Origin of the sequence: Streptomyces sp. Tue6028 (genome assembly GCF_002300165.1) — a bacterium.
GTDB classification, from domain to species: Bacteria; Actinomycetota; Actinomycetes; order Streptomycetales; family Streptomycetaceae; genus Streptomyces; species Streptomyces siamensis.
Map to the genome: position 1 here is coordinate 194,458 of NZ_MLCE01000019.1, position 25,833 is coordinate 220,290.

Annotated in this window: 24 protein-coding genes and 1 riboswitch; of the genes, 10 read left to right on the forward strand and 14 right to left on the reverse strand. The window is 71.1% G+C overall.

Annotated elements, in window-relative coordinates:
• Positions 1 to 261: 261 nt before the first annotated feature.
• From groL to thrC, 4 genes are all read right to left on the reverse strand, one after another.
• Positions 262 to 1,884 (reverse strand): chaperonin GroEL, encoded by a 1,623-nt coding sequence (gene groL, locus BKI49_RS16880; RefSeq protein ID WP_028802875.1) that lies wholly within the window; start codon positions 1,882 to 1,884, stop codon positions 262 to 264.
• Between the two features lie 334 nt (positions 1,885 to 2,218).
• A complete protein-coding gene (locus tag BKI49_RS16885) occupies positions 2,219 to 2,425 on the reverse strand; it encodes a cold-shock protein (RefSeq protein ID WP_005486335.1) in 207 nt (68 codons plus the stop codon).
• 496 nt (positions 2,426 to 2,921) lie between these two features.
• A complete protein-coding gene (locus BKI49_RS16890; RefSeq protein ID WP_095935114.1) occupies positions 2,922 to 3,197 on the reverse strand; it encodes a MoaD/ThiS family protein in 276 nt (91 codons plus the stop codon).
• A complete protein-coding gene (gene thrC, locus BKI49_RS16895; protein WP_095935115.1) occupies positions 3,194 to 4,480 on the reverse strand; it encodes a threonine synthase in 1,287 nt (428 codons plus the stop codon). The genes BKI49_RS16890 and thrC overlap by 4 nt, the downstream gene beginning before the upstream one ends.
• A gap of 17 nt (positions 4,481 to 4,497) precedes the next feature.
• Positions 4,498 to 4,656: riboswitch (SAM riboswitch) on the reverse strand.
• A 204-nt stretch (positions 4,657 to 4,860) separates the two neighbouring features.
• Here thrC and BKI49_RS16900 point away from each other — a divergent pair.
• A complete protein-coding gene (locus BKI49_RS16900; RefSeq protein ID WP_095935116.1) occupies positions 4,861 to 5,832 on the forward strand; it encodes a glucosyl-3-phosphoglycerate synthase in 972 nt (323 codons plus the stop codon).
• A 108-nt stretch (positions 5,833 to 5,940) separates the two neighbouring features.
• Complete coding sequence (locus BKI49_RS16905) at positions 5,941 to 7,434, forward strand: alpha,alpha-trehalose-phosphate synthase (UDP-forming) (protein ID WP_095935117.1); 1,494 nt, start codon at positions 5,941 to 5,943, stop codon at positions 7,432 to 7,434.
• On the opposite strand, the gene otsB is transcribed toward BKI49_RS16905, so the two are convergent.
• The 3 genes from otsB to BKI49_RS16920 form a co-directional block, all read right to left on the reverse strand.
• Entirely contained in the window at positions 7,422 to 8,276 is an 855-nt protein-coding gene (gene otsB, locus BKI49_RS16910) for a trehalose-phosphatase (RefSeq protein WP_095935118.1), read from the reverse strand. The two genes, BKI49_RS16905 and otsB, sit on opposite strands and share 13 nt — an antisense overlap.
• 182 nt (positions 8,277 to 8,458) lie before the next feature.
• On the reverse strand, positions 8,459 to 8,686 hold the full coding sequence (locus BKI49_RS16915) for a DUF3263 domain-containing protein (RefSeq protein ID WP_095935276.1): 228 nt from the start codon (positions 8,684 to 8,686) through the stop codon (positions 8,459 to 8,461).
• Between the two features lie 55 nt (positions 8,687 to 8,741).
• The gene (locus BKI49_RS16920; protein ID WP_441350889.1) at positions 8,742 to 10,019 is read right to left on the reverse strand and encodes an ABC transporter substrate-binding protein; all 1,278 of its coding nucleotides are present in this window, start codon (positions 10,017 to 10,019) and stop codon (positions 8,742 to 8,744) included.
• 145 nt (positions 10,020 to 10,164) lie between these two features.
• Between BKI49_RS16920 and BKI49_RS16925 the strand changes: the two genes are divergently transcribed.
• From BKI49_RS16925 to BKI49_RS16940, 4 genes are all read left to right on the forward strand, one after another.
• A complete protein-coding gene (locus tag BKI49_RS16925; protein ID WP_095935119.1) occupies positions 10,165 to 11,124 on the forward strand; it encodes an ROK family protein in 960 nt (319 codons plus the stop codon).
• Positions 11,124 to 12,269, forward strand: a complete 1,146-nt coding sequence (gene nagA / locus BKI49_RS16930; RefSeq protein WP_095935120.1) for an N-acetylglucosamine-6-phosphate deacetylase — start codon at positions 11,124 to 11,126, stop codon at positions 12,267 to 12,269. The genes BKI49_RS16925 and nagA overlap by 1 nt, the downstream gene beginning before the upstream one ends.
• A 144-nt stretch (positions 12,270 to 12,413) precedes the next feature.
• Positions 12,414 to 13,343, forward strand: a complete 930-nt coding sequence (locus tag BKI49_RS16935; protein WP_095935121.1) for a 1-phosphofructokinase family hexose kinase — start codon at positions 12,414 to 12,416, stop codon at positions 13,341 to 13,343.
• A gap of 95 nt (positions 13,344 to 13,438) precedes the next feature.
• A complete protein-coding gene (locus BKI49_RS16940; RefSeq protein WP_095935122.1) occupies positions 13,439 to 13,825 on the forward strand; it encodes an SH3 domain-containing protein in 387 nt (128 codons plus the stop codon).
• 87 nt (positions 13,826 to 13,912) lie between these two features.
• Here BKI49_RS16940 and BKI49_RS16945 read toward each other — a convergent pair whose 3' ends face one another.
• Together BKI49_RS16945 and cdgB are read right to left on the reverse strand one after the other, a co-directional pair.
• On the reverse strand, positions 13,913 to 14,875 hold the full coding sequence (locus tag BKI49_RS16945) for a CBM35 domain-containing protein (protein WP_095935123.1): 963 nt from the start codon (positions 14,873 to 14,875) through the stop codon (positions 13,913 to 13,915).
• 105 nt (positions 14,876 to 14,980) lie between these two features.
• Positions 14,981 to 16,717, reverse strand: coding sequence for a diguanylate cyclase CdgB (gene cdgB / locus BKI49_RS16950; protein WP_095935124.1), 1,737 nt, complete (start codon positions 16,715 to 16,717; stop codon positions 14,981 to 14,983).
• A gap of 518 nt (positions 16,718 to 17,235) precedes the next feature.
• Here cdgB and BKI49_RS16955 point away from each other — a divergent pair.
• Positions 17,236 to 17,718 carry a flavin reductase family protein gene (locus BKI49_RS16955; protein ID WP_257004848.1) on the forward strand — a complete coding sequence of 161 codons (483 nt, stop codon included), beginning with the start codon at positions 17,236 to 17,238 and terminating at the stop codon, positions 17,716 to 17,718.
• 49 nt (positions 17,719 to 17,767) lie between these two features.
• On the opposite strand, the gene BKI49_RS16960 is transcribed toward BKI49_RS16955, so the two are convergent.
• Positions 17,768 to 18,682: a sigma-70 family RNA polymerase sigma factor gene (locus BKI49_RS16960; RefSeq protein ID WP_257004829.1), complete on the reverse strand. Its 915-nt coding sequence runs from the start codon at positions 18,680 to 18,682 to the stop codon at positions 17,768 to 17,770.
• Positions 18,683 to 18,818: 136 nt separating this feature from the next.
• A complete protein-coding gene (gene arfB, locus BKI49_RS16965) occupies positions 18,819 to 19,256 on the reverse strand; it encodes an alternative ribosome rescue aminoacyl-tRNA hydrolase ArfB (protein ID WP_095935126.1) in 438 nt (145 codons plus the stop codon).
• A gap of 217 nt (positions 19,257 to 19,473) precedes the next feature.
• On the opposite strand from arfB, the gene BKI49_RS16970 reads away from it, so the two are divergent.
• A complete protein-coding gene (locus BKI49_RS16970) occupies positions 19,474 to 20,049 on the forward strand; it encodes a TerD family protein (RefSeq protein WP_095935127.1) in 576 nt (191 codons plus the stop codon).
• Positions 20,050 to 20,151: 102 nt separating this feature from the next.
• Here the strand turns inward: BKI49_RS16970 and BKI49_RS16975 are convergent, their stop codons facing one another.
• The gene (locus BKI49_RS16975) at positions 20,152 to 21,666 is read right to left on the reverse strand and encodes an MFS transporter (RefSeq protein WP_095935279.1); all 1,515 of its coding nucleotides are present in this window, start codon (positions 21,664 to 21,666) and stop codon (positions 20,152 to 20,154) included.
• A gap of 144 nt (positions 21,667 to 21,810) precedes the next feature.
• Here BKI49_RS16975 and BKI49_RS16980 point away from each other — a divergent pair, with 144 nt between their 5' ends.
• Positions 21,811 to 22,539: a TetR/AcrR family transcriptional regulator gene (locus BKI49_RS16980; protein WP_095935128.1), complete on the forward strand. Its 729-nt coding sequence runs from the start codon at positions 21,811 to 21,813 to the stop codon at positions 22,537 to 22,539.
• A gap of 79 nt (positions 22,540 to 22,618) precedes the next feature.
• On the opposite strand, the gene BKI49_RS16985 is transcribed toward BKI49_RS16980, so the two are convergent.
• A complete protein-coding gene (locus tag BKI49_RS16985; protein ID WP_257004830.1) occupies positions 22,619 to 24,025 on the reverse strand; it encodes a M1 family metallopeptidase in 1,407 nt (468 codons plus the stop codon).
• A 365-nt stretch (positions 24,026 to 24,390) separates the two neighbouring features.
• Between BKI49_RS16985 and BKI49_RS16990 the strand changes: the two genes are divergently transcribed.
• Positions 24,391 to 24,891, forward strand: coding sequence for a hypothetical protein (locus BKI49_RS16990; RefSeq protein WP_095935280.1), 501 nt, complete (start codon positions 24,391 to 24,393; stop codon positions 24,889 to 24,891).
• 120 nt (positions 24,892 to 25,011) lie between these two features.
• Here BKI49_RS16990 and BKI49_RS16995 read toward each other — a convergent pair whose 3' ends face one another.
• Complete coding sequence (locus BKI49_RS16995) at positions 25,012 to 25,740, reverse strand: pentapeptide repeat-containing protein (RefSeq protein WP_095935130.1); 729 nt, start codon at positions 25,738 to 25,740, stop codon at positions 25,012 to 25,014.
• Positions 25,741 to 25,833: the final 93 nt, after the last annotated feature.

The following is a 25,833-nucleotide window of genomic DNA, read 5'->3' on the forward strand; positions in this document are numbered from 1 at the left end:
GGTCTCCTCGGGTGGGGTCGGAGAGGCGTCACTCTGACGCCGAGCGGGACATTCCGGGTGGTATGTGCACATGCATCAACCACCCCTCCGGATCAACCCGTGAACCCCGGCCCCGCATTCCGCCGCACCCGCACGACACCTGTGATCCCGACCACGCCCCACCGGGGACACAGCCGGACCGCGCACCCGAAAACGCCCGAGGGCGGCACCCTGGAAAGGGTGCCGCCCTCGGTACGAAGGACGGTGATCGACCGGGGTCGATCAGAAGTCCATGTCACCGCCCGGCATGCCGCCCGGAGCGGCCGCGGCGGCCTTCTCCGGCTTGTCGGCGATGACGGCCTCGGTGGTGAGGAACAGCGCGGCGATGGAGGCGGCGTTCTGCAGGGCAGAGCGCGTCACCTTCGCCGGGTCGATGATGCCCTCGGCGATCATGTCGACGTACTCGCCGGTCGCGGCGTTCAGACCGTGGCCGACGGCCAGGTTGCGCACCTTCTCGACGACGACGCCGCCCTCGAGGCCGCCGTTGACGGCGATCTGCTTGAGCGGGGCCTCCAGCGCGAGCTTCACGGCGTTGGCGCCGGTCGCCTCGTCACCGTCGAGCTCCAGCTTCTCGAACACCTGGGAGGCCTGGAGCAGGGCCACGCCACCACCGGCGACGATGCCCTCCTCGACGGCCGCCTTCGCGTTGCGAACGGCGTCCTCGATGCGGTGCTTGCGCTCCTTGAGCTCGACCTCGGTGGCGGCACCGGCCTTGATGACGGCCACGCCGCCGGCCAGCTTCGCCAGACGCTCCTGGAGCTTCTCGCGGTCGTAGTCCGAGTCGGAGTTCTCGATCTCGGCACGGATCTGGTTGACCCGGCCGGCGACCTGGTCGGCAGAGCCGGCGCCGTCGACGATCGTGGTCTCGTCCTTGGTGATGACGACCTTGCGGGCGCGGCCCAGCAGGTCCAGACCCGCGTTCTCCAGCTTGAGGCCGACCTCCTCGGAGATGACCTCGCCGCCCGTGAGGATGGCGATGTCGCCGAGCATGGCCTTGCGGCGGTCACCGAAGCCCGGAGCCTTGACGGCGACGGACTTGAAGGTGCCACGGATCTTGTTGACGACCAGGGTCGACAGAGCCTCGCCCTCGACGTCCTCGGCGATGATCAGCAGCGGCTTGCCGCCCTGCATGACCTTCTCGAGGAGCGGGAGCAGGTCCTTGACGTTGCTGATCTTCGAGTTGGCGATCAGGATGTACGGGTCGTCGAGGACGGCCTCCATACGCTCCATGTCGGTGGCGAAGTACGCCGAGATGTAGCCCTTGTCGAAGCGCATACCCTCGGTGAGCTCCAGCTCCAGACCGAAGGTCTGGGACTCCTCGACGGTGATGACGCCTTCCTTGCCGACCTTGTCCATCGCCTCGGCGATGAGCTCGCCGATCTGGGTGTCGGCGGCGGAGATGGAGGCCGTGGAAGCGATCTGCTCCTTGGTCTCGACATCCTTCGCCTGCTCCAGCAGCGCGCCGGAGACGGCCTCGACGGCCTTCTCGATGCCGCGCTTGAGGGCCATCGGGTTGGCGCCGGCGGCGACATTGCGCAGGCCCTCGCGGACCAGGGCCTGGGCGAGGACGGTCGCGGTCGTCGTACCGTCACCGGCGACGTCGTCGGTCTTCTTCGCGACTTCCTTGACCAGCTCGGCGCCGATCTTCTCGTACGGGTCCTCCAGCTCGATCTCCTTGGCGATGGACACACCATCGTTGGTGATCGTGGGGGCGCCCCACTTCTTCTCAAGGACGACGTTGCGGCCCTTGGGGCCGAGGGTCACCTTGACGGCGTCGGCGAGCTGGTTCATACCGCGCTCAAGGCCGCGCCGTGCCTCCTCGTCGAACGCGATGATCTTGGCCATGTGAAGTGGTCCTCCCGGACTGGGGTGGAAAGCTCACAGGACCGCGCTGGCGCCCGCGACGGACGGCCTGCCTGCCTCGTGGTTCCTTGCCCCACCCGGCCTGCGGGCCTCACCGACCCGGTCCTTCATTGTCACTCTCACCTTCAGAGTGCTAACGCCAATGATTAGCACTCGCCCCTGTCGAGTGCAAGCGGCTCCAGCGGATCCCCAGGTGAACACAGGGGCGCACGGGAGCGGACCACGCGACGGCCCCGGACCGCGGACAGACCGAAGGGCTCGTACCCCATGGGGATACGAGCCCTTCGTCACGTCGAACAATCAGTCGGCGCGTGCTTCAGCCGGCAGCCAAACGGACCATGTCCGCCTGCGGCCCCTTCTGACCCTGCGAGATCTCGAACTCGACCCGCTGGCCCTCTTCAAGGGTGCGGTAGCCGTCCATCTGAATCGCGCTGTAGTGGACGAATACATCCGCACCACCGTCGACCGCGATGAAGCCGTACCCCTTCTCCGCGTTGAACCACTTGACGGTGCCCTGAGCCATGCCTAACTCCCCTATTACTGGCCCTTGCACAGATCCACACTTCGCGGATCCGGGTCAGACCTCACCCCCCAACGGTTGGGGGTGTGCGCCGGAACGCGTCGACCGCGGCTGAATGTATCTGCCCAACTGCCGTCTGCAACAGGTCAATCGGACGAGAATTCTGGGCATGGCCGATCGGGAATATGCGGAGAATGTGCGAAGATTCAGGGCAAGTCGGGCCCCGTAAATGCCATAAACGGCTCAAAAAGGCGGGGCACTTTGGCTACTTCTTGTCGGGTGCCGCACAGGTACTCATATGCGTCCGGCATGAAATGCCAAGCGGGTTCCCCAACTGTACCGTGCTCAACCATGCAGAATTGCCCCCTCCGTTTCTCTCACGGAGGGGGCAATTCGATGAACTCTCGGTGATGGGCATTACCCTCGGTAACGATCTCACTCCCGGTGACGGCCGTCCGCGGGCCTCGCGCCCGGCGGCCGGCACGTCACCGCTCGGGTGTCAGCCTCCGGCGACGGCCGGGATGATCGAGACGCCCGCACCGTCCGGCGTCGCCGTCTCGAGACCCTGCTCGAACCGCACGTCGTCGTCGTTGACATAGACGTTGACGAAGCGGCGCAGCTTGCCCTGGTCGTCCAGGACGCGCGCGGAGATGCCCGTGTGGTTCTTCTCCAGGTCGGCGATGACCTCGGCGAGGGTCGCGCCCTCGGCGCTCACCTCGGCCAGGCCGCCGGTGTAGGTGCGCAGGATGGTGGGGATGCGGACGTTGACGCTCATGATGCGAGGCCAGCCTCTCGGAAGGAGTCCAGGTTCGGGCGGATGGTCGCGGTCAGGCCGGTGTCCGAGGCCACCGCGTCCAGGGTCTTGAGGCCGTCGCCGGTGTTCAGCACGACCGTGGTCAGGGCCGGGTCGAGCAGACCGTTCTCGATCAGCTTGCGGGTGACGCCGACGGTCACACCACCGGCCGTCTCCGCGAAGATGCCCTCGGTGCGCGCCAGCAGCTTGATCGCGTCGACGATCTGCTCGTCGTTCACGTCCTCCACCGCACCACCGGTGCGCCGCGCGATGTCGAGCACGTACGGGCCGTCGGCCGGGTTGCCGATGGCCAGCGACTTGGCGATGGTGTCCGGCTTCTGCGGGCGGACGACGTCCTGCCCGGCCTTGTAGGCGACGGAGACCGGCGAGCAGCCCTCGGCCTGGGCGCCGAAGATCTTGTACGGCTTGTCCTCGACGAGGCCGAGCTTGATCAGCTCCTGGAGACCCTTGTCGATCTTCGTGAGCTGGGAGCCGGAGGCGATCGGGACGACCAGCTGGTCCGGGAGCTTCCAGCCGAGCTGCTCGCAGATCTCGTACGCGAGGGTCTTGGAGCCCTCCGCGTAGTACGGGCGCAGGTTGACGTTGACGAAGCCCCAACCCTCGCCGGCCGGGTCGCCGATCAGCTCGGAGCAGAAGCGGTTCACGTCGTCGTAGTTGCCCTGGATGCCGACGAGTTCGCCGCCGTAGACCGCGGCCATGACGACCTTGCCCTGCTCCAGGTCGTGCGGGATGAACACGCAGGAGCGGAAGCCGGCACGGGCCGCGGCGGCGCCGACGGCGCCGGCGAGGTTGCCGGTGGAGGAGCAGGACAGGGTGGTGAAGCCGAAGGCGCGGGCGGCCTCCAGGGCCTGCGCGACGACGCGGTCCTTGAAGGAGTGCGTCGGGTTGCCGGAGTCGTCCTTCACGTAGAGGCCGCCGGTCACGCCCAGTTCGCGGGCGAGGTTGTCGGCCTTGACGAGCTTGGTCCAGCCGGGGTTGATGTTCGGCTTCTCGGCGACGTCCGCGGGGACGGGCAGCAGGGGGGCGTAGCGCCAGATGTTCGCGGGGCCCGCTTCGATGCGCTTGCGGAGTTCTTCGGTGTCGTAGGCCGAGTAGTCGTACGCGATCTCCAGCGGGCCGAAACACTCCTCGCAGGCGAAGACCGGGCCGAGGGGCACGCGGTGGCCGCACTCCCGGCACGAGAGGGCGGCGGCGGGACCGAGGTCGACGGAGTTCGTGGTGGTTGCAACTGTCTGCGCAGCCATGGAGGCGAGGCCCTTTCTCCTCATCTTCCTCACGACGCATCTCGCCGTGAGACGGATTTGGCACCTTCCCAAGCCGGGAGCCTCGCGGTGCGATCGAGACGTCGATCGGTACGAGACCGGCTGGAGGGTTGCCGGGGCTTCATCGGGCCGTATCCCTCTGCCCCTCTGGATGAGCGGTATTTGATTGTTTGACTGTTGAACTGCTTACGCGCCGACGATCCAGGACATGCGATGGTCATGCGCGTTGTTCAAGACTGTAACCGACGGCCAGGACAGTTGAACCAGTCGTCCGAACCGCGAGACGGCCCTAGCCGATCAGCCGCTGCCACGGCGGGCATGCCGATGAGAGCATGTGATCAAACAGTGAGGAGCCGCAGACTGTGCTGGAAGAAGTTGAGCGCTGGCTGGGCACACGCTCCTGGTCCGTGTCCGATCGCCCGCTCCACAAGCTCATGGCCGCGAAACGCGCCACCGGTTCGACGGTCAGCGTGGTCCTGCCCGCCCTCGACGAGGAGGAGACGGTCGGCGACATCGTCGCGATCATCCGCCACGACCTGATGGAACAGGTCCCCCTCGTCGACGAGATCGTCGTCGTCGACTCGGGCTCCACGGACCGCACCTCCGAGGTCGCCGCCGCCGCGGGCGCGCGGGTCGTGCACCGCGACGACATCCTGCCGCGCATCCCGGCCGTGCCCGGCAAGGGCGAGGTGCTGTGGCGGTCGCTGCTCGTGACGAGCGGGGACATCATCTGCTTCATCGACGCCGATCTGAAGGAGTTCTCCTCGGACTTCGTCACCGGAATCGTCGGCCCGCTGCTCACCGAACCGGGTGTGGACCTCGTCAAGGCCATGTACGACCGGCCGCTGACCGTGTCCGACGGTTCCGCGTCCGGCGCGACGGCGGCCGGCCAGGGCGGCCGTGTCACCGAGCTCATGGCCCGCCCCCTGCTCAACATGCACTGGCCGCAGCTCGCGGGCTTCGTCCAGCCGCTGGGCGGCGAGTACGCGGCCCGCCGCTCCCTGCTCGAACAGCTGCCGTTCCCCGTCGGGTACGGCGTCGAACTGGGCATGCTCGTCGACGCGCTGCACCTGGTGGGCCTGGACGCCCTGGCCCAGGTCGACGTCGGCGTCCGCAAGCACCGCCACCAGGACGGCCAGGCGCTCGGCCGGATGGCCGCCGCCATCTACCGCACCGCACAGCTCCGGCTGGCCCGCGGGCACCTCGTCCGCCCGGCCCTCACCCAGTTCGAGCGGGGCGAGGACGGCTTCGAGCCGCGCACCTACTCCGTCGACACCGAGGAGCGGCCACCGATGGCGGACATCGCCGAATACCAGTCACGCAAAGTGGCATAGCCCCGGTCTGCGAAAACACGGAGTGACCGACTCCGCCGGTCGTATACGGCCTGTTCGTACCGTCGTCCGTACGTTTGAGCGTTTCCGGGCCGGGCTAGGTTGAGGCGTATGGCTTCCACGGCTTCTGCGCAGGGCGCTGCCCACCGCATTCTCGTCGCGTCCAACCGCGGCCCGGTCTCGTACGAGGTGCGCGAGGACGGTTCGCTGCACGCCCGGCGGGGAGGCGGCGGGCTGGTCTCCGGCCTCTCCGCGATCGGTCCGGACGCGGGCGCCCTGTGGGTGTGCTCGGCGCTCGGCGACGGCGACCGCGAGGCGGTGCGCCGCGGGGTCGCCGAGGAGGGCGTGCGCATGCTCGACATCGACGCCGAGGTGCACGCCGACGCCTACAACGGCATCGCGAACTCGGTCCTCTGGTTCGTGCACCACATGCTCTACCAGACGCCCCTGGAGCCGGTCTTCGACGCGGAGTTCCGGCGCCGGTGGGCCGCCTACGAGACGTACAACCGCGCGTTCGCCGAGGCCCTGGCCGACGACGCGGCCGAGGGTGCCGTGGTGATCGTGCAGGACTACCACCTGTGCCTGGTGCCCGGCATGCTGCGCGAGCTGCGCCCGGACCTGCGCATCGGCCACTTCTCGCACACGCCCTGGGCCCCGCCGGAGTACTTCCGGATGCTGCCGGACGACATCCGCGCGCAGCTGGTGTGGGGCATGCTCGGCGCCGACCGGCTCGGCTTCCTCACCTGGCGCTGGGCCCACGCCTTCATGATCTGCGCCGGACAGACCGACGGCGAGCGGATCTTCCCCAGCTGGCCGAGCGGCGACCCGCGCAGGGCCGTCGATCACACCCCGACCGGCCGCGCCCCGCTGCGGTCCACCGAGATCGGTGTGCACGGCCTCGGCGCGGACGCGGACTTCCTGCGCCGGCGCGCGCACGAACCGGACGTCGACGAGCGGATGGCCGCGCTGCGCGAGCAGATCGGCGAGGGTCGCAGGACCATCGTGCGGGTCGACCGGACCGAACTGTCGAAGAACATCGTGCGCGGACTGCTGGCGTACCGGCAGCTGCTCGACGACCACCCCGAGTGGCACGAGCGCGTGGTGCACGTCGCCTTCGCGTACCCCTCGCGCCAGGACCTGGCCGTCTACCGCGACTACACCGCCGAGGTGCAGCGGCTCGCCGAGGAGATCAACTCCCGGTACGGGAAGCCGGGATGGACCCCGGTCGTGCTGCACGTCAAGGACGACTTCGCCCGGTCGCTGGCCGCCTACCGGCTCGCCGACGTGGCCCTCGTCAACCCGATCCGCGACGGCATGAACCTCGTCGCCAAGGAGGTCCCCGTCGTCTCCGACGAGGGCTGCGCGCTGGTGCTGTCCCGGGAGGCCGGCGCCTTCGAGGAGCTGCGCGAGGACGCGATCGAGATCAATCCTTTCGACGTGACCGGCACCGCGCGGGCGCTGCACGAGGCGCTGACCATGCCGGCCCACGAGCGGGCGGAGCGCACCAAGCGGCTGGCCGCCGCGGCGACCGCGCTGCCGCCCTCCCGGTGGTTCCTGGAGCAGCTGCACGCGCTGGAGGCACTCGGCGGCACTCAGCCGAGCTGAGCCGCCAGCGCCGCCAGCAGACGTACGACGCCGCCCGGGCCGTCCACCACCGTGTCGGACCGGTCGGCCAGTTCGGCGACCTCTGAACTGCCGCTGCACACGAGAAGGCCGGGGACGCCGTCGGAGCGGAGCTTGTCGACCGCGGCGAACGCCGGGAGGTCGCCCAGGTCGTCACCCGCGTACAGGACGGACTCGGCGCCGATCTCACGGGCGTACTCCAGGAGCGCGACACCCTTGTCCATGCCCGGCGGGCGCAACTCCAGGACCATGCGGCCCGGTTCGACGATCAGGCCGTGCCGGGTCGCCAGGTCGGTCAGCGGCTCGCGCAGGGCCTCGAACGCGGCCTGCGGATCGCTCGCGCGGCGGGTGTGCACGGCGACGGCGCGGCCCTTCTCCTCGATCCAGGTGCCCTGCCAGGCGCCGACCCTGTCGAGCACCCCGGGCAGCTCGGCCCGGACGGCGGCGACGCCGGGGTGCGGTGCGGGGGCGGTGACCGTGCCGCTCACCGCGTCCCAGCGCTCCGCGCCGTAGTGGCCGAGGACCACCAGGTGCTCCAGGCCCGGCACGTCCGCGAAGCCGCCCTTGCGGACCGCGACCCCGGCCGGGCGGCCCGTGATCACGGCGACGGAGGCGACCTTGGGGGCGAGCGCCGCGAGCGCGGGGACCGCGTCCGGGTGGGCGCGGGCCTGGTCCGGGTCGGGGACGATCGGGGCGAGTGTCCCGTCGAAGTCGAGGGCGATCACGGCCCGGTCGGGCCGGGCGAGGATGGCGTCGAGGCCGTCGCGTCCCGCGGGGGTCGCGGGCGTCGGCAAGGAGTCCGGGGATTCCGTAGGGCTGCCCATGGGACGACCCTATCCACGGACGGGCGGGCTCACCCATGGCTGATCGCGACACGTCCGCCCCGGGCCCGGCCGTCGCGCCCCCCCACGTCCGCCCCCGGGCCCGGCCGTCGCGCCCCTCCCCACGTCCGCCCGCGGACCGGGGCCACGACCACCGGGGTCCTGTCCGGGCCGGGCCCGCGGGTTCAGCGCTCCGAGCGGCGGGAATCGCGCACCCGGCGGAGCCGGTTCACCGTGACCGGGTCGTGGGCCAGGGCGCGGGGGTCGTCCAGGAGGGCGTTGAGCAGCTGGTAGTAACGGACCGGGGCCAGGCCCAGCTGCTCCCGCACCGCCCGCTCCTTCGCGCCGGGACCGGAGAAACCGCGCCGCTCCATGGCGAGAATTCCCCGCTCGCGGGCGCTGAGCTCATCCATGCCGTCCATGCACAGCACCGTAGCCCCCGGCGCCGACACCGCCGGGGGATTGTGCCTAGCCCTGGCTCTGTGCCGCGCTGTCGGCCGTGGTCGCGGCGATCTGGAGCGAGCCGAGGATTCCGGCCGGGCTGCCCCCGGGGCTCACGGCCTTGGCGATCTGCTTCTTCACATCGGCGCTGACACCGGCCCAGGAGGTCTTGCCGACCGGGTAGAGCACGGCGGTGGGGAGCTCCTCCAGGAAGGGGGCGAGATCCGCGTCGTCCTTGTCCGCGGCCATGGCGTCGGACGCGGACGAGGTCACCGGCAGCAGGTCGTACTCGTGGGAGAAGGCGAGCACGTTCTTGTCGTCGTAGACGTAGTCGAGGAAGTCGCCGACCTGCTCGCCGTGGCCGTTCTTCTTGAAGGCCATCATCCAGTCGGCGACGCCCATGGTGGCCTTGGCCCTGCCGTCGACGCCGGGCATCGGCACCATGCCGAACTTCACGCCCTTCGCGGCGGCCGTCTTCATCAGCGTGGGGTGCCCGCTGAGCATGCCGACCTCACCGCGGGTGAAGGCCGCGAACGCGTCCGCGCGGTTCAGCTTGGCAGGTGCGACGGGTCCGGTCAGGTCCTTGCCGACCAGTTCGTCCTTGAGCCAGTCGAACGTGGAGACGTTCTGGGGGGAGTCGATGGAGTACGTGCCGACGTCGTCGGTGTAGCCGTCGCCGCCGCTCAGCAGCCACTGCATCGTCTCGGCCTGCGCCTCCTCGGGGCCGAGGGGCAGCGCGTACGGGAACTTCACGCCCTTGGCCTTGAGCGCCCTCGCGTCGGCCGCGAGCTCGTCCCAGGTCTCCGGGGGCGTGAGGCCGGCCTGCGAGAACAGCGTCTTGTTGTAGAAGAGCAGGCGCGTGGAGGCCGCGAAGGGCATGCCGTACTGGGTCCGGTCCATCTCGCCCGCGTCGGTGAGCTGCGACTCGAAGTTGGCCTGGACGGGTATGGAGAGCACGTCGTCGACCTTGTACAGCTGCCCCTTGGCGGCGTAGTCGGCGTACGCGCCGATCTGTGCCATGTCGGGCGCGTGGCCCGCCGCGACCATCTCCTTGACCTTGCGGTCCACGTCGGTCCAGGGGTAGATGCTGACCTCCACCTGGACCCCCGGGTGGCCGGCCTCGTACGCGTCGACCAGCTTGTCCCAGTACTTCTGGGAACTGTTGGCCTTGGAGTCGCCGTAGTCGGCGGCCACCAGTCTGAGCGTGACGTCCGAGGAGCCGCCCGGGCCGCCGCAGCCCGCGAGGGTCGCCGTCATGCCCAGGGCGGACGCCACCGCGATCAGTCCTGTCCTACGCCGCTGCACTGCGTTGCTCTCCCCGACCCCGGGGCCGTCGCCGGCCCTCGCTTTGCTTCTGCGTCCGTTGCATCCGTCTCGGAATGCGGATACAAGGTCTACACCACGTGAGTGGACTAGACCTCTCCTGGGGTAAGGGGCGACACTGTCCCCCGTGAGACACGTCATCGCCCTCGATGTGGGCGGCACCGGGATGAAGGCCGCCCTCGTCGGCGCCGACGGCGAGCTGCTCCACCAGGCCCGCCGCGCGACCGGCCGGGAACGCGGTCCGGAGGCGGTCGTCGAGTCGATCCTCGGCTTCGCCGCCGAACTGCGCGCCCACGGCGAGGAGCAGTTCGGCGATCCCGCGGTGGCCGCCGGAGTCGCCGTCCCCGGCATCGTCGACGCCCGCAACGGCATCGCCGCCTACTCCGCGAACCTCGGCTGGCGCGACGTGCCGCTGCGCCGTCTGCTCGGCGACCGCCTCGGCGGCGTGCCCGTCGCCCTCGGACACGACGTACGCACCGGCGGCCTCGCGGAGGGACGCATCGGCGCGGGCCAGGGCGCCGACCGATTCCTCTTCGTCCCGCTGGGCACCGGCATCGCCGGGGCCATCGGCATCGACGGCGGCGTCGAGGAGGGCGCGCACGGCTTCGCGGGCGAGATCGGCCACATCGTCGTACGCCCCGGAGGGACCCCGTGTCCCTGCGGGCAGCGCGGCTGCCTGGAACGGTTCGCCTCCGCGGCGGCCGTCAGCCAGGCCTGGGCCGAGGCGTCGGACGACCCGTCGGCGGACGCGGCCGGCTGCGCGAAGGCCGTGGAGGCGGGCGACGCCAGGGCGGTCGCCGTGTGGCAGGAGGCGGTAGACGCGCTCGCCGACGGCCTCGTCACCGCGCTCACCCTGCTGGACCCGCGCACACTGATCATCGGTGGCGGGCTCGCGGAGGCGGGGGAAACCTTGTTCACACCGCTGCGTGCCGCCGTCGAACGGCGCGTCACCTTCCAGAAACTGCCGTCCATCGTCCCGGCGGCCCTCGGCGACACCGCCGGCTGCCTGGGCGCGGGCCTGCTGGCCTGGGATCTCCTCGCCGCCGGCACGACCGACACCATCGACCGCTCGGAGGTAACCACCTGATGGCCCCTAGCAAGGTTCTCGCCGGCGCCCGGGTGGTACTGCCCACCGGGATCGTGGACGGCGGCCGCGTGATCGTGGACGGCGCGCGGATCGCCGGGAGCGCTCCCCCGCAGCACGAGCACCTGGACCTGTCCGGCCACTGGCTGGTCCCCGGCTTCGTCGACATCCACAACCACGGCGGCGGCGGCGCGTCCTTCACCTCGGGGACGGTCGAGGAGGTCCTCCGGGGCGTGCACACGCACCGCCTGCACGGCACCACGACGGTCGTCGCCTCGACCGTCACCGGTGACATGCACGGCCTCGCCCAGCGCGCCGGGATGCTCTCCGAACTGGCGGAGCAGGGCGACATCGCCGGCATCCACTTCGAGGGCCCGTTCATCTCCCCGTGCCGCAAGGGCGCGCACTCCGAGGAGCTGCTGCGCGACCCGGACCCCGCGGAGGTCCGCAAGCTGATCGACGCGGCGCGCGGCCGGGCGAAGATGGTCACCCTCGCCACCGAACTCCCGGGCGGCATCGACTCCGTACGCCTGCTGGCCGAGCACGGGGTGATCGCGGCGATCGGGCACACGGACGCGACGTACGAGCAGACGCGGGACGCCATCGACGCGGGCGCGACCGTGGCGACGCACCTGTTCAACGCGATGCCCGCGCTCGGTCACCGGTCGCCGGGCCCGATCGCGGCGCTCCTGGAGGACGAGCGGATCACGGTCGAGCTCATCAACGACGGCGTGCACCTGCACCCCGCCTCGCTGGAGCTGGCGTTCCATCACGCGGGCGCCGACCGGGTGGCGTTCATCACCGACGCGATGGACGCGGCGGGCTTCGGAGACGGCCGCTACATGCTCGGCCCGCTGGAGGTCGAGGTCGCCGACGGCGTCGCCCGTCTCGTGGAGGGCGGCTCGATCGCGGGCTCGACCCTCACCCTCGACCGCGCCTTCCAGCGCGCCGTCACGGTCGACAGGCTGCCCGTCGAGGGCGTCGTGGCGGCCCTGTCCGCCAACCCCGCCCGCCTGCTCGGCATGTACGACAAGGTGGGCTCGCTGGAGCCTGGCAAGGACGCCGACCTGGTCGTCCTCGACTCGGACTTCGCTCTCAAGGGCGTCATGCGCAGGGGTGAATGGGTGGTCGATCCCCAACTGGGATGATTCACGACATGGTTGCCGCACGGTGGTTGGCCCGGGGGTCTGGGCCGACCGCCGTTGTCTTTGGCATGATCGAACCGCCGGAACAACCGGCAGGCGCTCAGTCGGCGTCCATTCCATGAATTTCTTCGGGGGAGGTCGTCCCAGGTGATCCTCACGGTCACGCTGAACACCGCTCTCGACATCACCTATCGCGTGCCCTCCCTGCGACCGCACTCCTCGCACCGGGTGACCGAAGTGACCGAACGGCCCGGCGGCAAGGGCCTGAACGTGGCGCGGGTGCTCGCCGCCCTCGGCCACGAGGTGACGGTCACGGGCTTCGCCGGCGGCGCCACGGGCCACACGGTGCGCGAACTGCTCTCGCGGACGGCGGGTGTGGTGGACGCGCTCCTGCCGGTGACCGGCTCGACCCGCCGCACGATAGCCGTGGCCGACGCCGCCACCGGCGACACGACCCAGCTCAACGAACCCGGCCCGGCGATCACCCCCGCCGAGTGGTCGGCCTTCCAGGCGGCGTACGAGCAACTGCTGTGCTCCGCCTCCGCGGTGGCCCTGTGCGGCAGCCTGCCGCCCGGAGTGCCCGTCGGCGCGTACGCCCAACTCGTCCGCACCGCACGCGCGCTGGCGGTCCCGGTGCTGCTGGACACCGGCGGCGAGCCGCTGCGCCGCGGGGTCGCCGCCCGGCCCGACATAGTCAAGCCGAACGCCGACGAGCTCGCCGAACTCACCGGCTCCCACGAGCCGTTGCGCGCGACCCGGGACGCCCGTCGCCGCGGCGCCCACGCGGTGGTCGCCTCCCTCGGCCCGGACGGACTGCTCGCCCACACCCCGGACGGCCACTGGCGGGCGGCCCCGCCGGCCCGCGCCCGCGGCAACCCGAGCGGTGCGGGCGACTCGGCCGTCGCCGGCCTCCTGTCGGGCCTCGTCGAGGGCCTGCCCTGGCCGGCCCGGCTGAGCCGGGCCGTCGCCCTGTCCACGGCGACCGTGACGGCGCCCACGGCTGGCGATTTCGACCGCGCGGTCTTCGAGGACCTGCTCGGCCGGGTCACGGTGACCCCCGAGGTCAGCGCGGCGTGATCACCCCATACTCCGCAGCCGATCACGTGTTCGTTAAGATCGGCGGCGACCACGGATCACCTGACCAGTGATCCGCTTCCACATGGGGGTAATTCATGCACAGCGCAAGGAAGTTCGCCCGCCTCGCGGCCATCGGCGCCGCCTCGGTGGGCCTCGCCGTCTCGCTGAGCTCCGCGGCGACCGCGGACACGGGCGACGGCGTCACGCGCGCCGCGGCTGCCCAGGAATGGGGCGGCGGCTGGAACAACACCCGGGACACCACCATCCGGGAGAAGCCCAGCACCACGGCTCGCAAGGTGGGCACGCTCAAGAAGGGCAAGATCGTGAAGTGCTGGGTCGCCGGGTGCAGCGGCACGCACAACGGCGGCGCCTACAAGTGCTCCAGCAGCTCACCGACCGAGAAGGACTGGCACGAGGTCCAGTGGAACGGCAAGAAGGCCTGGGCCGCGAGCCGTTGCCTTGAGTGGGGCCGCGTGGAGTGACCTGACCACGTCGGTGGACGGACGGCGGCTGTGCCCCGCTCTCGCGGGGTGCGGCCGCCGCTTCATGTCACGTGCCGGAGACGGGCCTCACTTGTCGAGCGACAGCTGGTCCAGGACGGCATCGCACTGGTTGCCCTGGTTGCAGGCGATCTCGATGACGTTGGTGCCCTTGTTGAGGTTGACCGGGGCCCAGGTCGTCTGCCAGCCCTTCTCCCAGTCGCCCTTCGGGGCCTGCGCGCCGATGAAGTTCGCCATCTTCAGCGGGTTGGTGTTCGCCTTGCCGTTCACGACGAGCGTCGCGTTGGCGTCCACACCCGGGATGCCGTAGCGCACGTTCAGGCGGTAGGAGCCGCTCTTCTGGATGCCGTTGACGGTCCAGGTCACCTTTGCGCCGACCTGGTTGAATCCGGCGACGTAGACGCCGCCGTCGGACTTGGCGCCCTTGAATTCCGAGGTGACCGTGGCCCCGCCGTCCAGCCGCAGCGCCTTGGCGTCGATCTTCGGCAACTCACCGGTGCCGGGCACGGAGCTGGTGCTCGACGGCGTCGGGGACGCGTCCTGCGAGGACGACCCCGCCGGGGCGCCGTCGCCGTCGCCCTTGGCGTCGTCGTTCGAGTCGCCGCCCATCATGGCGATGCCGATGCCGATGACGACGGCCGCGACCACGGCGATCGCGCCGATGAGCAGGCCCTTGGTGTTGGGGCCGCGGCCACGCCCGCCGCCGTCGCCGGGCAGCGGCGTCCGGGTGGTGGGCGCGCCGCCGGGGACGGTCTCGGGGGCCGCGTAGTGCGGGTTCGGCTGACCGTAGCCCTGCTGCTGCGGGACCTGGCCGTACTGCGCGGTCGCGGCCTGCTGGCCGTACTGCGCGGTCTGTGCCTGCTGCCCGTACTGGCGCTGGCCCACCGGTCGCGTCCGGTTGACCGAGCCCGGGTAGCCGTAGCCGCCGCCCCCGGTGGGCGGGGTGGCTCCGTTGGCCTGACCGTCGGCGTACAGGTAGCCGAACGGGTCGTCGTCCTCGGGCGTGCTCGCGCCGTTGTCGCCGGGCGTCATCCCTTGGTCTCCTCAGCAGATGCGGTACACGGTGAATGGCGAGCCTACCCGCTCTCGCTGGACCAAACGGGGGGTCTTCACCGCATCGACCCACTGACCTGGGTTTTATCCGGCACGCCGATGTTGTTTGGGACGAGACCGTTTCTCGACGTACATCCGTTCGTCAGCGGATTTCAACACCTCGTCCGCCGTCATCCCGCAGTGTGCCCATCCGATGCCGAAACTGGCGCCCACGCGGACGGCCCGCCCGTCGATCCGGATCGGCGGGATGATCGCGTTCCGCAGCCGTACGGCGAGGTCCTGCGCGTCCGCCCGGCCGAGCCCGTCGGCGAGCACCACGAACTCGTCGCCGCCGAGCCGGGCGACCGTGTCACCGTCGCGGACGCCGCTGGTGAGCCGCCGTGCCACCTCGATGAGCACCGCGTCGCCCGCGTTGTGCCCGAACCGGTCGTTGATCGACTTGAAGCCGTCGAGGTCGCAGAAGAGCACCGCGAGCCCCTTGGTGCCGTCGTCGGTCTCGCCCTCGGGCGCCACCGTGTGCACATGGTGGTCGAAGGCGTCGTAGGCCTCGGGGCCGGAGCGGAAGTCGAAACCGTGGCCGTTGCCCTCGTAGGCGGGGTGGGCGTGCCCGTCGAAGGCACCGCTGCCGTCGTAGCCGGCGTTCGCGGCGGCCGGCAGCTCCGTGTACTGGCCGTGCCCGTACGCCGCGTCCAGGGAGGCGACAGCGCCGGGCGGGAGGGACTGCGGGCGCTGGCAGAGGCGGGCGCCGAGCCGGGAACGCAGCTCCGCGGAGTTGGGCAGGCCGGTCAGCGCGTCGTGCGAGGCGCGGTGGGCGAGCTGGAGCTCGCGGCGCTTGCGATCCTCGATGTCCTCGACGTGGGTGAGCAGGAAGCGGGGGCCGTCGGCGGCGTCCGCGACGACGGAGTTGCGCAGGTGGACCCAGACGTACGTGCCGTCGCGGCGGCCGAGGCGCAGCTCGGCCCGGCCGCCCTCGGCGGACGTCCTGAGCAGGGTGCCGATGTCCTCGGGGTGCACGAGGTCGGAGAAGGAGTAGCGGCGCATCGCGGAGGCCGGGCGGCCCAGCAGACGGCACAGCGCGTCGTTGGTGCGCAGGATGCGGCCGTGCTGGTCGCCGCCCATCTCGGCGATCGCCATGCCGCTGGGCGCGTACTCGAAGGCCTGGCGGAAGGACTCCTCGCTGGCGCGCAGGGCCTGCTGCTCACGCTCCAGGCGGACCAGGGCGCGCTGCATGTTCGCCCGCAGCCGGGCGTTGCTGATCGCGATGGCGGCCTGGAAGGCGTACATCTGGAGCGCCTCACGCCCCCAGGCACCGGGGCGCCGACCGTTGCGCGGCCGGTCCACGGACAGCACGCCGATCAGCTCGCCGCCGCCGGTGGAGCCGGAGGCGCCGGGCGAGTACATCGGCGCGAAGAGACGGTCGGAGGGGTGCCACTCGTCCTCGAAGCGGGGCGCGGGTCCGTCGGTGTACCACTGCGGGACGTCGTCCTCGTCCAGGACCCAGCCCTCGGTGTGCGGTATGAACCGGAGGTCGCCCCAGGCCTCGCCCATGGTGAGCCGGCGGTCCCAGGAGGCGCGGGACCCGACGCGGCCGGTGATCAGGGCCTCGGCGGCGGAGTTCCCGGCGAGCGCGGCGACGACCAGGTCGCCGTCCTGGCGCACGAGGTTGACGCACGCGAGCTCGAAGCCGAGACCGGTGACCACGCCGTCCGCGACGGTCTGCAGCGTGTCGGCCAGGCTGCGGGCGGTGTTCATGTCCGCCATCACCTGATGCAGCTGCCGCAGGGTCGCCAGACGGACGTAGGGCTCCGACTCGGTCTCCATTCGCCCTCCCCCCTCGTCGAGACCTCGCAGCAACTCCAGGGTTCTCTCGGCGTACCAGGTGCTCTTCGTGCCTTCGCGCTTACGACTGGGTGTACCGCTCGGTGGACTGCCGGGTGCTTTCCCACGTACTGCTTGGTAGCTTCGTGCTCAGCTTCCCCGCCACTGAATCACAGCGCGCTCCCCACTCGGTACACAGGGTCAACAAAATATGGCCCCTGTGACTCAAGTCACAGCTGAAGATGAACAATTGAGTGGGGTTTCTGCATTTTCATCGTGCGTTTACTGAACGCATGGTGGGGAGCTGTGCGGACACTGTGAGCGATTGTGGCCGGACGCCACGCGAACGTGTGCGGTCGCGATCTCCGTCTCCGGTCCTAGGACCTGTCTCGGGCCGGGGGCCGATGCGCCGCCCGGGAAGCGGCGACTAGCGTTTCGGCGTGCTGAAGACTTCCCCTGCCGCTCCATCCTCCGCATCCGGGCATGCTGAGGGGGTGAGCAACGACGAGTTCCGCGCCGCCATGACCCGGCTGGCCGCCGGCGTGGTCCTGGTGACCGCGCACGAGCCCGCACTGGACCCGGGCGGACCGCGCGGCGAGGACGTCGGCATGACCGCGACGGCCTTCATGTCCGTCTCACTGGACCCGCCCCTGGTCCTGGTCGGTCTGCGCGAGGGCTCCCGCATGGACGACCTGCTCGCCGAACAGCCGATGTGGGCCGTCTCCGTGCTCTCCGAGAGCCAGCGCCACATCGCCGGCCGCTTCGCCATGAAGGGCCGCATCAGCGACCGGCTGCTCTTCGAGGACATCCCGTACGTGCGCGGCAAGGAGGCCGGGGCACCGCTGGTGGGCGGCGCCCTGGCGACCCTGGAGTGCCGCACCGAGCAGCGGGTGGCCGCCGGGGACCACACCCTCGTCATCGGCCGCGTCCTCACGGCCGAGGTGCCGAGCGCCGACGGAGGACCGCTGACGTACTTCAAGGGCCGCTACCGGCAGCTGGGTTAGCGCCCGCACCGCGGACGGCCGCGGCGTCGCCCCCGCGCGGGCGGGACGGTCAGCGCTCCAGGACGGTGACGTCGAGCGCGGCCAGCCGCTCCGGGTCGTTGAGGATGTCGATCACGGCGATCCGGCCGTGTACGACTGTGAAGGCGAGAACACTGGTCAGGTGCCCGCCGGTGATGCCGACGACACCCGCGGCGCCGTTGACGAGGGCGGGCCGCGCGGAGTGCGCGAGATGGGCGAAACCGATGGCGCCCGAGGCCACGGCGACCGCCCCGGTCGTCACTCCGGCCTCCGAGCGCGCCACGACGTCCGGGTCGAGCACCGCGACGAGCGCGTCGAAGTCGCCCCCGCGCGCCGCCGCCAGGAACGCGTCGACGGCCTCCCGCTGCTGCGCGAGATCGGCGTCGGGCGCGGGCGCCCCGCCCTGCACCCGGCGCCGGGCCCGGCTGGCGAGCTGCCGGGACGCCGCCGGCGTACGGCCCACGAGGAGCGCGATCTCCTCGAACGGCACCGCGAACAGGTCGTGCAGCACGAAGGCGAGCCGCTCGGCCGGCGTCAGCGTCTCCAGCACCACCAGCAGGGCGATGCCCACCGAGTCGGCGATCAGCGCCTGCTGTTCCGGGTCGACGCCGCTGACGGGACTGAGCACCGGCTCCGGCATGCGCACCCCGGGCCGGTCCTCCAGGGGCTCCTCGCCGCGGGCCCGGCGGGAGCGCAGCATGTCCAGGCAGACCCGTCCGACGACGGTCGTCAGCCAGCCGCCGAGGTTGTCGACGTGACTCGCGTCGGCCCGGCTGAGCTTCAGCCAGGCCTCCTGCACGGCGTCGTCGGCCTCGGTGAGCGAGCCGAGCATGCGGTAGGCGACCGCGCGCAGATGACCGCGGTGCGCCTCGAACCGCTCGGCGAGGAACTCGTTCTCTCCGGGGGCCGGCCCGGCCGGCTCGCCGGCTTCGCTCATCTCGCTCATGGGTCCCATCTCCTCGCAGCGGTCCGTCACAGCCATGACGGATCGCGGGACGCGAATGTGACGCGGGACCATGACGGATCGCGGGACGCGAACGTGACGCGGGCTGTCGGGTCGTGCGTCCGGGACCTGGCGGGGGTCAGGACCAGTCGCGCCCGGAGCGCCCGCGCTTGGTGTCCGAGCGCTGCTTCTTCTCGCGCAGCCGCCGCTCGTTGATGCCGCGGGGGATGCGGGTGGCGCGGCGGGGCCGGGGCGGCGGAGCGGTGGCCTCGGCGAGCAGGGCCGCGAGCCGCACGGCGGCGGCCTCGCGGTTGCGCCACTGGGACCGGTGCTCGGAGGCCCGGACGCTGACGACCCCGTCGACGAGCCGCCCGGCCAGCCTGGCGAGGGCGCGCTCCTTCCACACGGGCGGCAGCGCCTCGGTCCTGGCCAGGTCGAAGCGCAGTTCGACCTGGGAGTCAGTGGTGTTGACGTGCTGTCCTCCGGGCCCGCCGGAGCGCGAGAAACGCCACATGAGCTCGGCCTCGGGAAGGGAGACGGAGCCGCGAACGACATAGGGACCGGACATGAGGTTCATGGTCGCGCGGATGTCCGGTCCGCGTCACCCGTTTTTCCGCCCGCCTGCGCCGTCGGAGCGAATCGAAGGTAAAGAAAGTAAAGAGAGCTGGAACCTTCCGTACCCCTCTCGGCGTTCATAGGGGTAGCTGTAGCTTCGTGACCGTACGAAGCCGTTCGAAGCCCATACGTACGAGGCACAAGCACCGCGTACGCAACGAGGGAAGGGACTCCCAACAATGGCTGTAAGCCTGTCCAAGGGTGGCAACGTCTCGCTCACCAAGGAGGCTCCGGGCCTGACCGCCGTCACCGTGGGCCTCGGCTGGGACGTCCGCACCACCACGGGTACCGACTTCGACCTCGACGCCTCGGCCATCGCGGTCAACACGCAGGGCAAGGTCTACTCGGACGCCCACTTCGTCTTCTTCAACAACAAGCAGACCCCGGACAACACCATCGTCCACACCGGCGACAACCGCACGGGCGAGGGCGCCGGCGACGACGAGGCGATCAACGTCAACCTGGCGGCTCTCCCCGCCGACATCGACAAGATCGTCTTCCCGGTCTCGATCTACGACGCCGAGACCCGTACGCAGAACTTCGGCCAGGTCCGCAACGCGTACATCCGCATCATCAACCAGGCCGGCGGCGCCGAGATCGCGCGCTACGACCTCTCCGAGGACGCCGCGACCGAGACCGCGATGGTCTTCGGCGAGCTCTACCGCAACGGCGCCGAGTGGAAGTTCCGCGCCGTGGGCCAGGGGTACGCCTCGGGCCTCGTCGGCATCGCCCAGGACTTCGGCGTCAACGTCTGATCCGCCGTCTCCCGCACCACCTGACGGAGCCCCCGGCCCATTCGGGCCGGGGGCTCCGTCAGTTGTTCCTCCCCGTCACGTCCGGGCGGCTCCTCGCCCGGCTCAGGCGGCGAGTTCCGCGTCCTCGGCCGCGGTCTCGGCGGCCGGTGCCGCGGCGGCCTGGACCCGCCCGCCGCGCATGACCACGGTGGCCAGCAGTGCCGCGGCGAGGACACCGATCGCGCTGACGGTGAAGGTGGTCGCCATCGAGGCGGTGAAGGCCTCGCGGGCGGCGCGCACCAGACCGCTGTCCCCGTGGGCGACCGCCAGCGCTCCGGCGATCGAGTGCCTGGCCTCCTCGGGCGCGCCGGCGGGCATCTCCCGGGCGAAGCCGCTCGACAGGAGCGAGCCGAGGATCGCGATGCCGAGTGCGGTTCCGGCCTGCTGGATGGTGTCGTTCAGGGCGGAGCCGACGCCCGCCTTCTCCGGAGGGATGGTCCCCATCAGCGCGCCGACCGCGGCCGGCATCGCGAGACCGGCGCCGAGACCGAGCAGACCGAGCGCGACCGCCGGGACCGTGAAGCCCGAGTCGGCGGAGACGGTGGTCAGCAGGGCGAAGCAGGCGACCATCACGAGCATTCCGGCGAGGACCAGGAAGCGGTGTCCGAGCTTCGCGGTGAGCGCGGCTCCGGCGAAGTTGCCGATCAGCGCGGTGACGGCGAGGGGCACGAAGGCGAGGCCCGCCTCGACCGGCGAATAGCCGAGCACGAACTGCAGGTACTGGGTGAGGACCAGCAGCAGGCCGCCGTTGCCGATCTGCACGAGGGACAGCGAGAGCGAACCGCCGCTGAAGTCGCGGTGCTTGAACAGCACCAGCGGGACCATCGGTGCGGGGGTGACGTTCTCCCAGATCACGAATCCGGCCAGGGCGACGACCGCGACGGCCAGGGTGACCGTGGAACGCCCGCCGAAGGCGCCGTGCTGCGGAAGCTCGATGATCCACCAGACCAGGGCGGTCATACCGACGGCGGACAGCACCGCACCGAGCGGGTCGGGCTTCTGCCAGGGCCCCTTGGACTCCGGCATGAGCGTGAGACCCGCGACGACCGCCAGCGCGACGACCGGCACATTGATGAGGAAGATCGAGTGCCAGGAGAAGTGGTCGATCAGCACACCGCCGAGCACGGGGCTGCCGACCAGCCCCAGCATCGAGACCGAACTCCACGCCGCCATCGCCCGGCCGCGCTCCTCCTCGTCGAAGACGGTGATGAGGATGGACAGCGTCGAGGGCATGACCAGCGCTCCGCCGACCCCCATCGCGACGCGTACGGCGATGACCTCGCCGGGGTCGGTGCACACGGTCGCGGCCAGTGACGCGAGTCCGAAGAACAGCAGGCCGATGATCATGACCTTCCGGCGCCCGAACCGGTCGCCGAGGCTGCCGGAGGTGAGCAGGAGCCCGGCGAAGACCAGGATGTAGGAGTCCAGGATCCACTGGGTGTCCTGGGCGTTCGCACCGATGTCCTCGGTCATCCGGGGCATCGCGACGGTCAGCGCCATGCTGTCGACCACCAGGACCAGCGAGCTGAGGCACAGCACGATCAGGATCCACCAGCGGCGTGGATTGCGGCTTTCCATGAAGTTTCCCTTCGGCTGCTGCGCACACTGTTTCTTCGGTGCGAACACTGTACGCATGACGGAACAGTGTGCGCAATCCCCTTTCCTGTACGCTCGATGAGAACGATGTACGCAGGACGCACTGACGCAGCATCAAGGAGCGCCATGGCCGCCAAGGCGAAGACGAACCCGATCCCGTCCGTGTGGGCCCGGCAGCAGCGCGAGCCCGCCCAGCCCGCGCTGAGCCAGGCCGCGATCGTCGGCGAGGCCGTCGCCATGCTGGACGCCGAGGGCATCGAGGCGCTCAGCATGCGCAAGCTCGGCGCCCGGCTGAACGCCGGCGCGACCTCGCTCTACCGGCACGTGGCGACCAAGGACGAGCTGATGGAGCTCGCGGTCGACGCGGTCGCGGCGGAGATCGTGGTCCCGGCCGCCGACAGCCCGGACTGGCGTGCGGCCGTCACCGAGGCCGCCGTCTCGTTCCGCGCCACGGCCCTGCGGCACCCCTGGCTGTCCTCTGTCCTCGGGCAGGCGGGCCTCGCCTACCTCGGCCCCAACCTCATGTCGTTCTCCGAGCGCCTGGCCGCCCTGTTCACGGCCGCCGGCTTCCCCGAGCCGAGCGGCGCGATCGACACCGTGCTGTCGTACGTCATCGGCATGAGCACCACGGAGGCCGCCTGGCTCACCACGGTCGCGCGCTCCGGCGAGACCGAGGCCGGCTTCATCGCCCGGCTCATGCCCGCGGCCCGGCAGGCCGCGGCCGGTCACGACCACCTGGCCGAGGCCTATGCCGCCGGCGCCGAGGACATCGACCCCGTACGGATCCGGGACGACAAGTTCGCCTACGGTCTCGACGTCGTCCTCGACGGGCTGTCCCTGCGGCTCCCGCGCTGACGGACCGGACTCCCGGCCTCTCCGTCGCGGTTTCGCGGGCGTGCCCTACCCGGCACGGCTTCGCGGTCCCGGCCCCCTGTCACGGCTTCGCGGGCTTGCCCTCGCCGTACAGCCAGTCCTTCCAGATGACTCCGAAGTCCTCGTGCGGCGCCTTCTTCTCGACGAAGGCGGTGAACTCGTCGGTGTCCGCGTTGCCGTGACGGTGGGCGGCGGCCCAGCCCTGGACGATGTCGTAGAAGGTGTCGTCGCCGACCTTCTGCCGGATCTTGTGCAGCACCATGGCGCCGCGGTCGTAGACGGGCGGGTCGGAGATCTCCGCGGCACTCGGGGGATCGCCCGGCGGGAACGCCCAGAGGGCCTCGTTGCCCGCGCCGCTCTTGTAGTAGTCGCCCGCGTAGAGGGCGTCGAAGACGTCCTGGACGCTGTCCCCGCCGTGGTCCTCCTGCCACAGCCACTCCGCATAGGTCGCGAAGCCCTCGTTGAGCCACATGTCGCGCCAGGACTTCGGGGTCACGGAGTCGCCGAACCACTGGTGGGCCAGTTCGTGGACGAGCATCGGGGTCTCGGTGGTGCCCGGGAAGACGGGGCGGTTCTGGGTCTCCAGCGCATACCCCGCGTCGCCCGGGCGTTCGACGATCGCGCCGGTGGAGGAGAAGGGGTACGGGCCGAAGTTGTACTCCGCCCAGTCGAGGATCTCCGCGATCCTGTCCGGCACCTTCCTGCCCGCCTCCGCCTGCGTGGGGTCGACGGCGACGTACACCGGCAGGCCCTTCCCGGTCGTCGAGCGCGAGATGTCGTACCTGCCGATCGCGACCGTCGCCACGTAACTGGCCATCGGCTCGGCGGTGTGCCACGCGAACGTCGTACGGCCGTCCTTGGTCGTCTCGCTCGTCAACTCCCCGTTGGAGACCGCGTGCAGGCCCTTCGGCACGGTGACCGTGATGTCGTACGACGCCTTGTCGGAGGGGTGGTTGTTGCCGGGGAACCACGTCATCGAGCCGGTCGGCTCGCCCAGCGCGAGCGAGCCGTCCGCGGTGCGCAGCCAGCCCTCCTGCGAGCCGTCCACGTCGGTGATCGTCTCGGGGGTGCCCGAGTAGCGGACCGTCACGCGGAACGTCTCCCCCGCGTCGAGGCCGCCCCGCGGGTGCACGGTCAGCTCCTGGCCCGCGCGGTTCCAGCGGGCCTCCCGGCCCTCGACGCTGACGCCGTGCACCTCCAGCCCCTTCAGGTCGAGGTCGAAGGCGCTGAGGTCCGAGGTGGCCCGGGCCGTGATCACCGCCGTCCCCCGCAGCTGCCGGCCGGACGGCTCGTAGTCGAGGGTCAGGCCGTAGTGCGTGACGTCGTAGCCGCCGTTGCCCAGCTTCGGGAAGTACGGGTCGCGGACACCGGCCGCTCCTGGCTTCCCGTGCACCCCGCCCCCGTCGCATCCGGCCAGGACGAGGGCGAACGCGAGAGCAAAGGGGACGGCGACGGAAGATCGGGACACATCCACGATCCTACGAGCCGATGACATCACCCGGACGCGATCGCCCGAACCCCACCACACGCTCCTCCCGCCCCCGGAGCCCCCGGCCGACGTCGGATCCGGCGACAGGCCGCGCCCTGGCCGACCCGGCCACGTGCGGGCCCGGCCCAGTACGGGCTTCCTTCCCCGCCGGACGCCACCCTGCACCCGACAGCCCGCCCGCTGCCGGCCTCCGCCGATGCGCCCACGCCCACCGCGGGACCCACCCCGTGCCGGCCCCGCCCGCCGTGGCCCGGCGCCGTCGGCGGGAGCGGGCCCGCGCGGAGGCCGCGCGGTGCGCGACCGTCGCGCGTCGGCCGGGTCGACGGCGTGACACCATCGGCTACGTGCTCGACATCGGCTACGCCCTCTCCAACCGCTTCCCCGACCCCCCGCAGACCGACTACCGCGGCGCGGACGTGCACGCGCTGCGGCACGACCTCTTCTGCGGAGACGTCTACCTCGCCGACACCAAGGCCGACCGGGAGCTGTCGACGGCCTGGGGCTGGGTGCCGGTCCTGGACTTCGCGTGGGCGCTGTGCGACATCGTGGAGCAGCTCGACCGGGACCCGCTCGGCAGCCGGGCCTCCCGCCCCCAGCAGGCCGAACTGGACTTCACCGAGTCGAGCGATCGCATGCTCTTCGAGCGCCGCTTCGGCTGGGTGGACATCGAGGCCGACTGGATGCCCGGCGACGAGGAGCCGCTGACCTTCTCGCACTCCGAACTGCGCCGCGAGGCCCGCGACTTCCTGCACGATCTGCTCGCCGACCTCACCGACCTGCACGACGACCTCGCCGAGAATCCGGCGATCTGGACGCTCCAGGCCCGCTTCCCCCGCGTCTCGTAGTCCCGGAGCCCCGGAGTCCCGGAGTCCCGGAGCCCCCAGGAGCCCGCGCCCCGCGCCGACCAGGCACAGGCGCGGCTCACCACCGCGTCGCTTCCCCCGGCTCCCGCCGCTCCGGGGCCCTCAGTCCTCCACCGCCCCGCCGTCCACGCGGATCCCCATCTCGGCCGCCAGCACCGGTGCCAGATCGAGCAGTTGGGTCGGGCTGACCACCGCGCCCGACAGCCGGTCCACGCCCCGCGCGATGTCCAGCTCGGCCGCCGCGCGCAGGTCCACGTCCACGAGGGTCGCCCCCGTGAGGTCCGCCCCTTTCAGGACGCAGTCCACGAACTCCACCCGCTCCAGGCGGGCGCCCCCGAAGTCCGGCTCGACCAGCACGCAGCCCTGGAAGACGACGTCCTTGAGACGCGCCGCGCGCAGATTCAGATAGTCGATCTTGCCGCCGCGCACCAGGACCCGCTCCAGGACGGCGCCGTGCAGCTGCACCCCGCCCAGGCGGGCGTCCACCAACTCGACGTCGCGCAGCGTCGACTCGGCGAGATCCGTGCCCACACCCCGGGCGCCCGTCAGGACCGAGTCCAGCACGCGCGCGTGGTGCAGCCGGGTCTCGTCCAGCGCGCAGCCCGTCAGCGCGCAGTCCATGAAACGGGCGCCCCCGCCGTCCTGGCCGGCGAAGTCCGCCTGGAGGAACTCCAGCCCGTCGTAGTCCCCGTCGGGCTCCAACTCCCCGCCGCCGAAAGGCTCCAGCGGGGGCAGCCGGACCTCCGGCCGCCGCGCCGCCTTCACACCGGTCCCGGCACCCTCGCCGGCCCCCCGCGTCCCGCCCTTGCCGCCCGTCGCTCTCCTCGCCATGGCCCCATCCTGCACGGCGCCACCGACAATCGCCCTGACCTGCGAAGACTCCACCTATGTCACATTCCGGGGTGCTCGATCGGTCGTATGCAC

Coding starts and splice junctions, on each gene's coding strand:
- groL (WP_028802875.1), bottom strand. CDS start 1,884: ATGGCCAAGATCATCGCGTTCGACGAGGAGGCACGGCGCGGCCTTGAG.
- BKI49_RS16885 (WP_005486335.1), bottom strand. CDS start 2,425: ATGGCTCAGGGCACCGTCAAGTGGTTCAACGCGGAGAAGGGGTACGGC.
- BKI49_RS16890 (WP_095935114.1), bottom strand. CDS start 3,197: ATGAGCGTCAACGTCCGCATCCCCACCATCCTGCGCACCTACACCGGC.
- thrC (WP_095935115.1), bottom strand. CDS start 4,480: ATGGCTGCGCAGACAGTTGCAACCACCACGAACTCCGTCGACCTCGGT.
- BKI49_RS16905 (WP_095935117.1), top strand. CDS start 5,941: ATGGCTTCCACGGCTTCTGCGCAGGGCGCTGCCCACCGCATTCTCGTC.
- otsB (WP_095935118.1), bottom strand. CDS start 8,276: ATGGGCAGCCCTACGGAATCCCCGGACTCCTTGCCGACGCCCGCGACC.
- BKI49_RS16915 (WP_095935276.1), bottom strand. CDS start 8,686: ATGGATGAGCTCAGCGCCCGCGAGCGGGGAATTCTCGCCATGGAGCGG.
- nagA (WP_095935120.1), top strand. CDS start 11,124: ATGGCCCCTAGCAAGGTTCTCGCCGGCGCCCGGGTGGTACTGCCCACC.
- BKI49_RS16940 (WP_095935122.1), top strand. CDS start 13,439: ATGCACAGCGCAAGGAAGTTCGCCCGCCTCGCGGCCATCGGCGCCGCC.
- BKI49_RS16945 (WP_095935123.1), bottom strand. CDS start 14,875: ATGACGCCCGGCGACAACGGCGCGAGCACGCCCGAGGACGACGACCCG.
- cdgB (WP_095935124.1), bottom strand. CDS start 16,717: ATGGAGACCGAGTCGGAGCCCTACGTCCGTCTGGCGACCCTGCGGCAG.
- BKI49_RS16955 (WP_257004848.1), top strand. CDS start 17,236: ATGACCCGGCTGGCCGCCGGCGTGGTCCTGGTGACCGCGCACGAGCCC.
- BKI49_RS16960 (WP_257004829.1), bottom strand. CDS start 18,682: ATGAGCGAGATGAGCGAAGCCGGCGAGCCGGCCGGGCCGGCCCCCGGA.
- arfB (WP_095935126.1), bottom strand. CDS start 19,256: ATGAACCTCATGTCCGGTCCCTATGTCGTTCGCGGCTCCGTCTCCCTT.
- BKI49_RS16970 (WP_095935127.1), top strand. CDS start 19,474: ATGGCTGTAAGCCTGTCCAAGGGTGGCAACGTCTCGCTCACCAAGGAG.
- BKI49_RS16975 (WP_095935279.1), bottom strand. CDS start 21,666: ATGGAAAGCCGCAATCCACGCCGCTGGTGGATCCTGATCGTGCTGTGC.
- BKI49_RS16980 (WP_095935128.1), top strand. CDS start 21,811: ATGGCCGCCAAGGCGAAGACGAACCCGATCCCGTCCGTGTGGGCCCGG.
- BKI49_RS16995 (WP_095935130.1), bottom strand. CDS start 25,740: ATGGCGAGGAGAGCGACGGGCGGCAAGGGCGGGACGCGGGGGGCCGGC.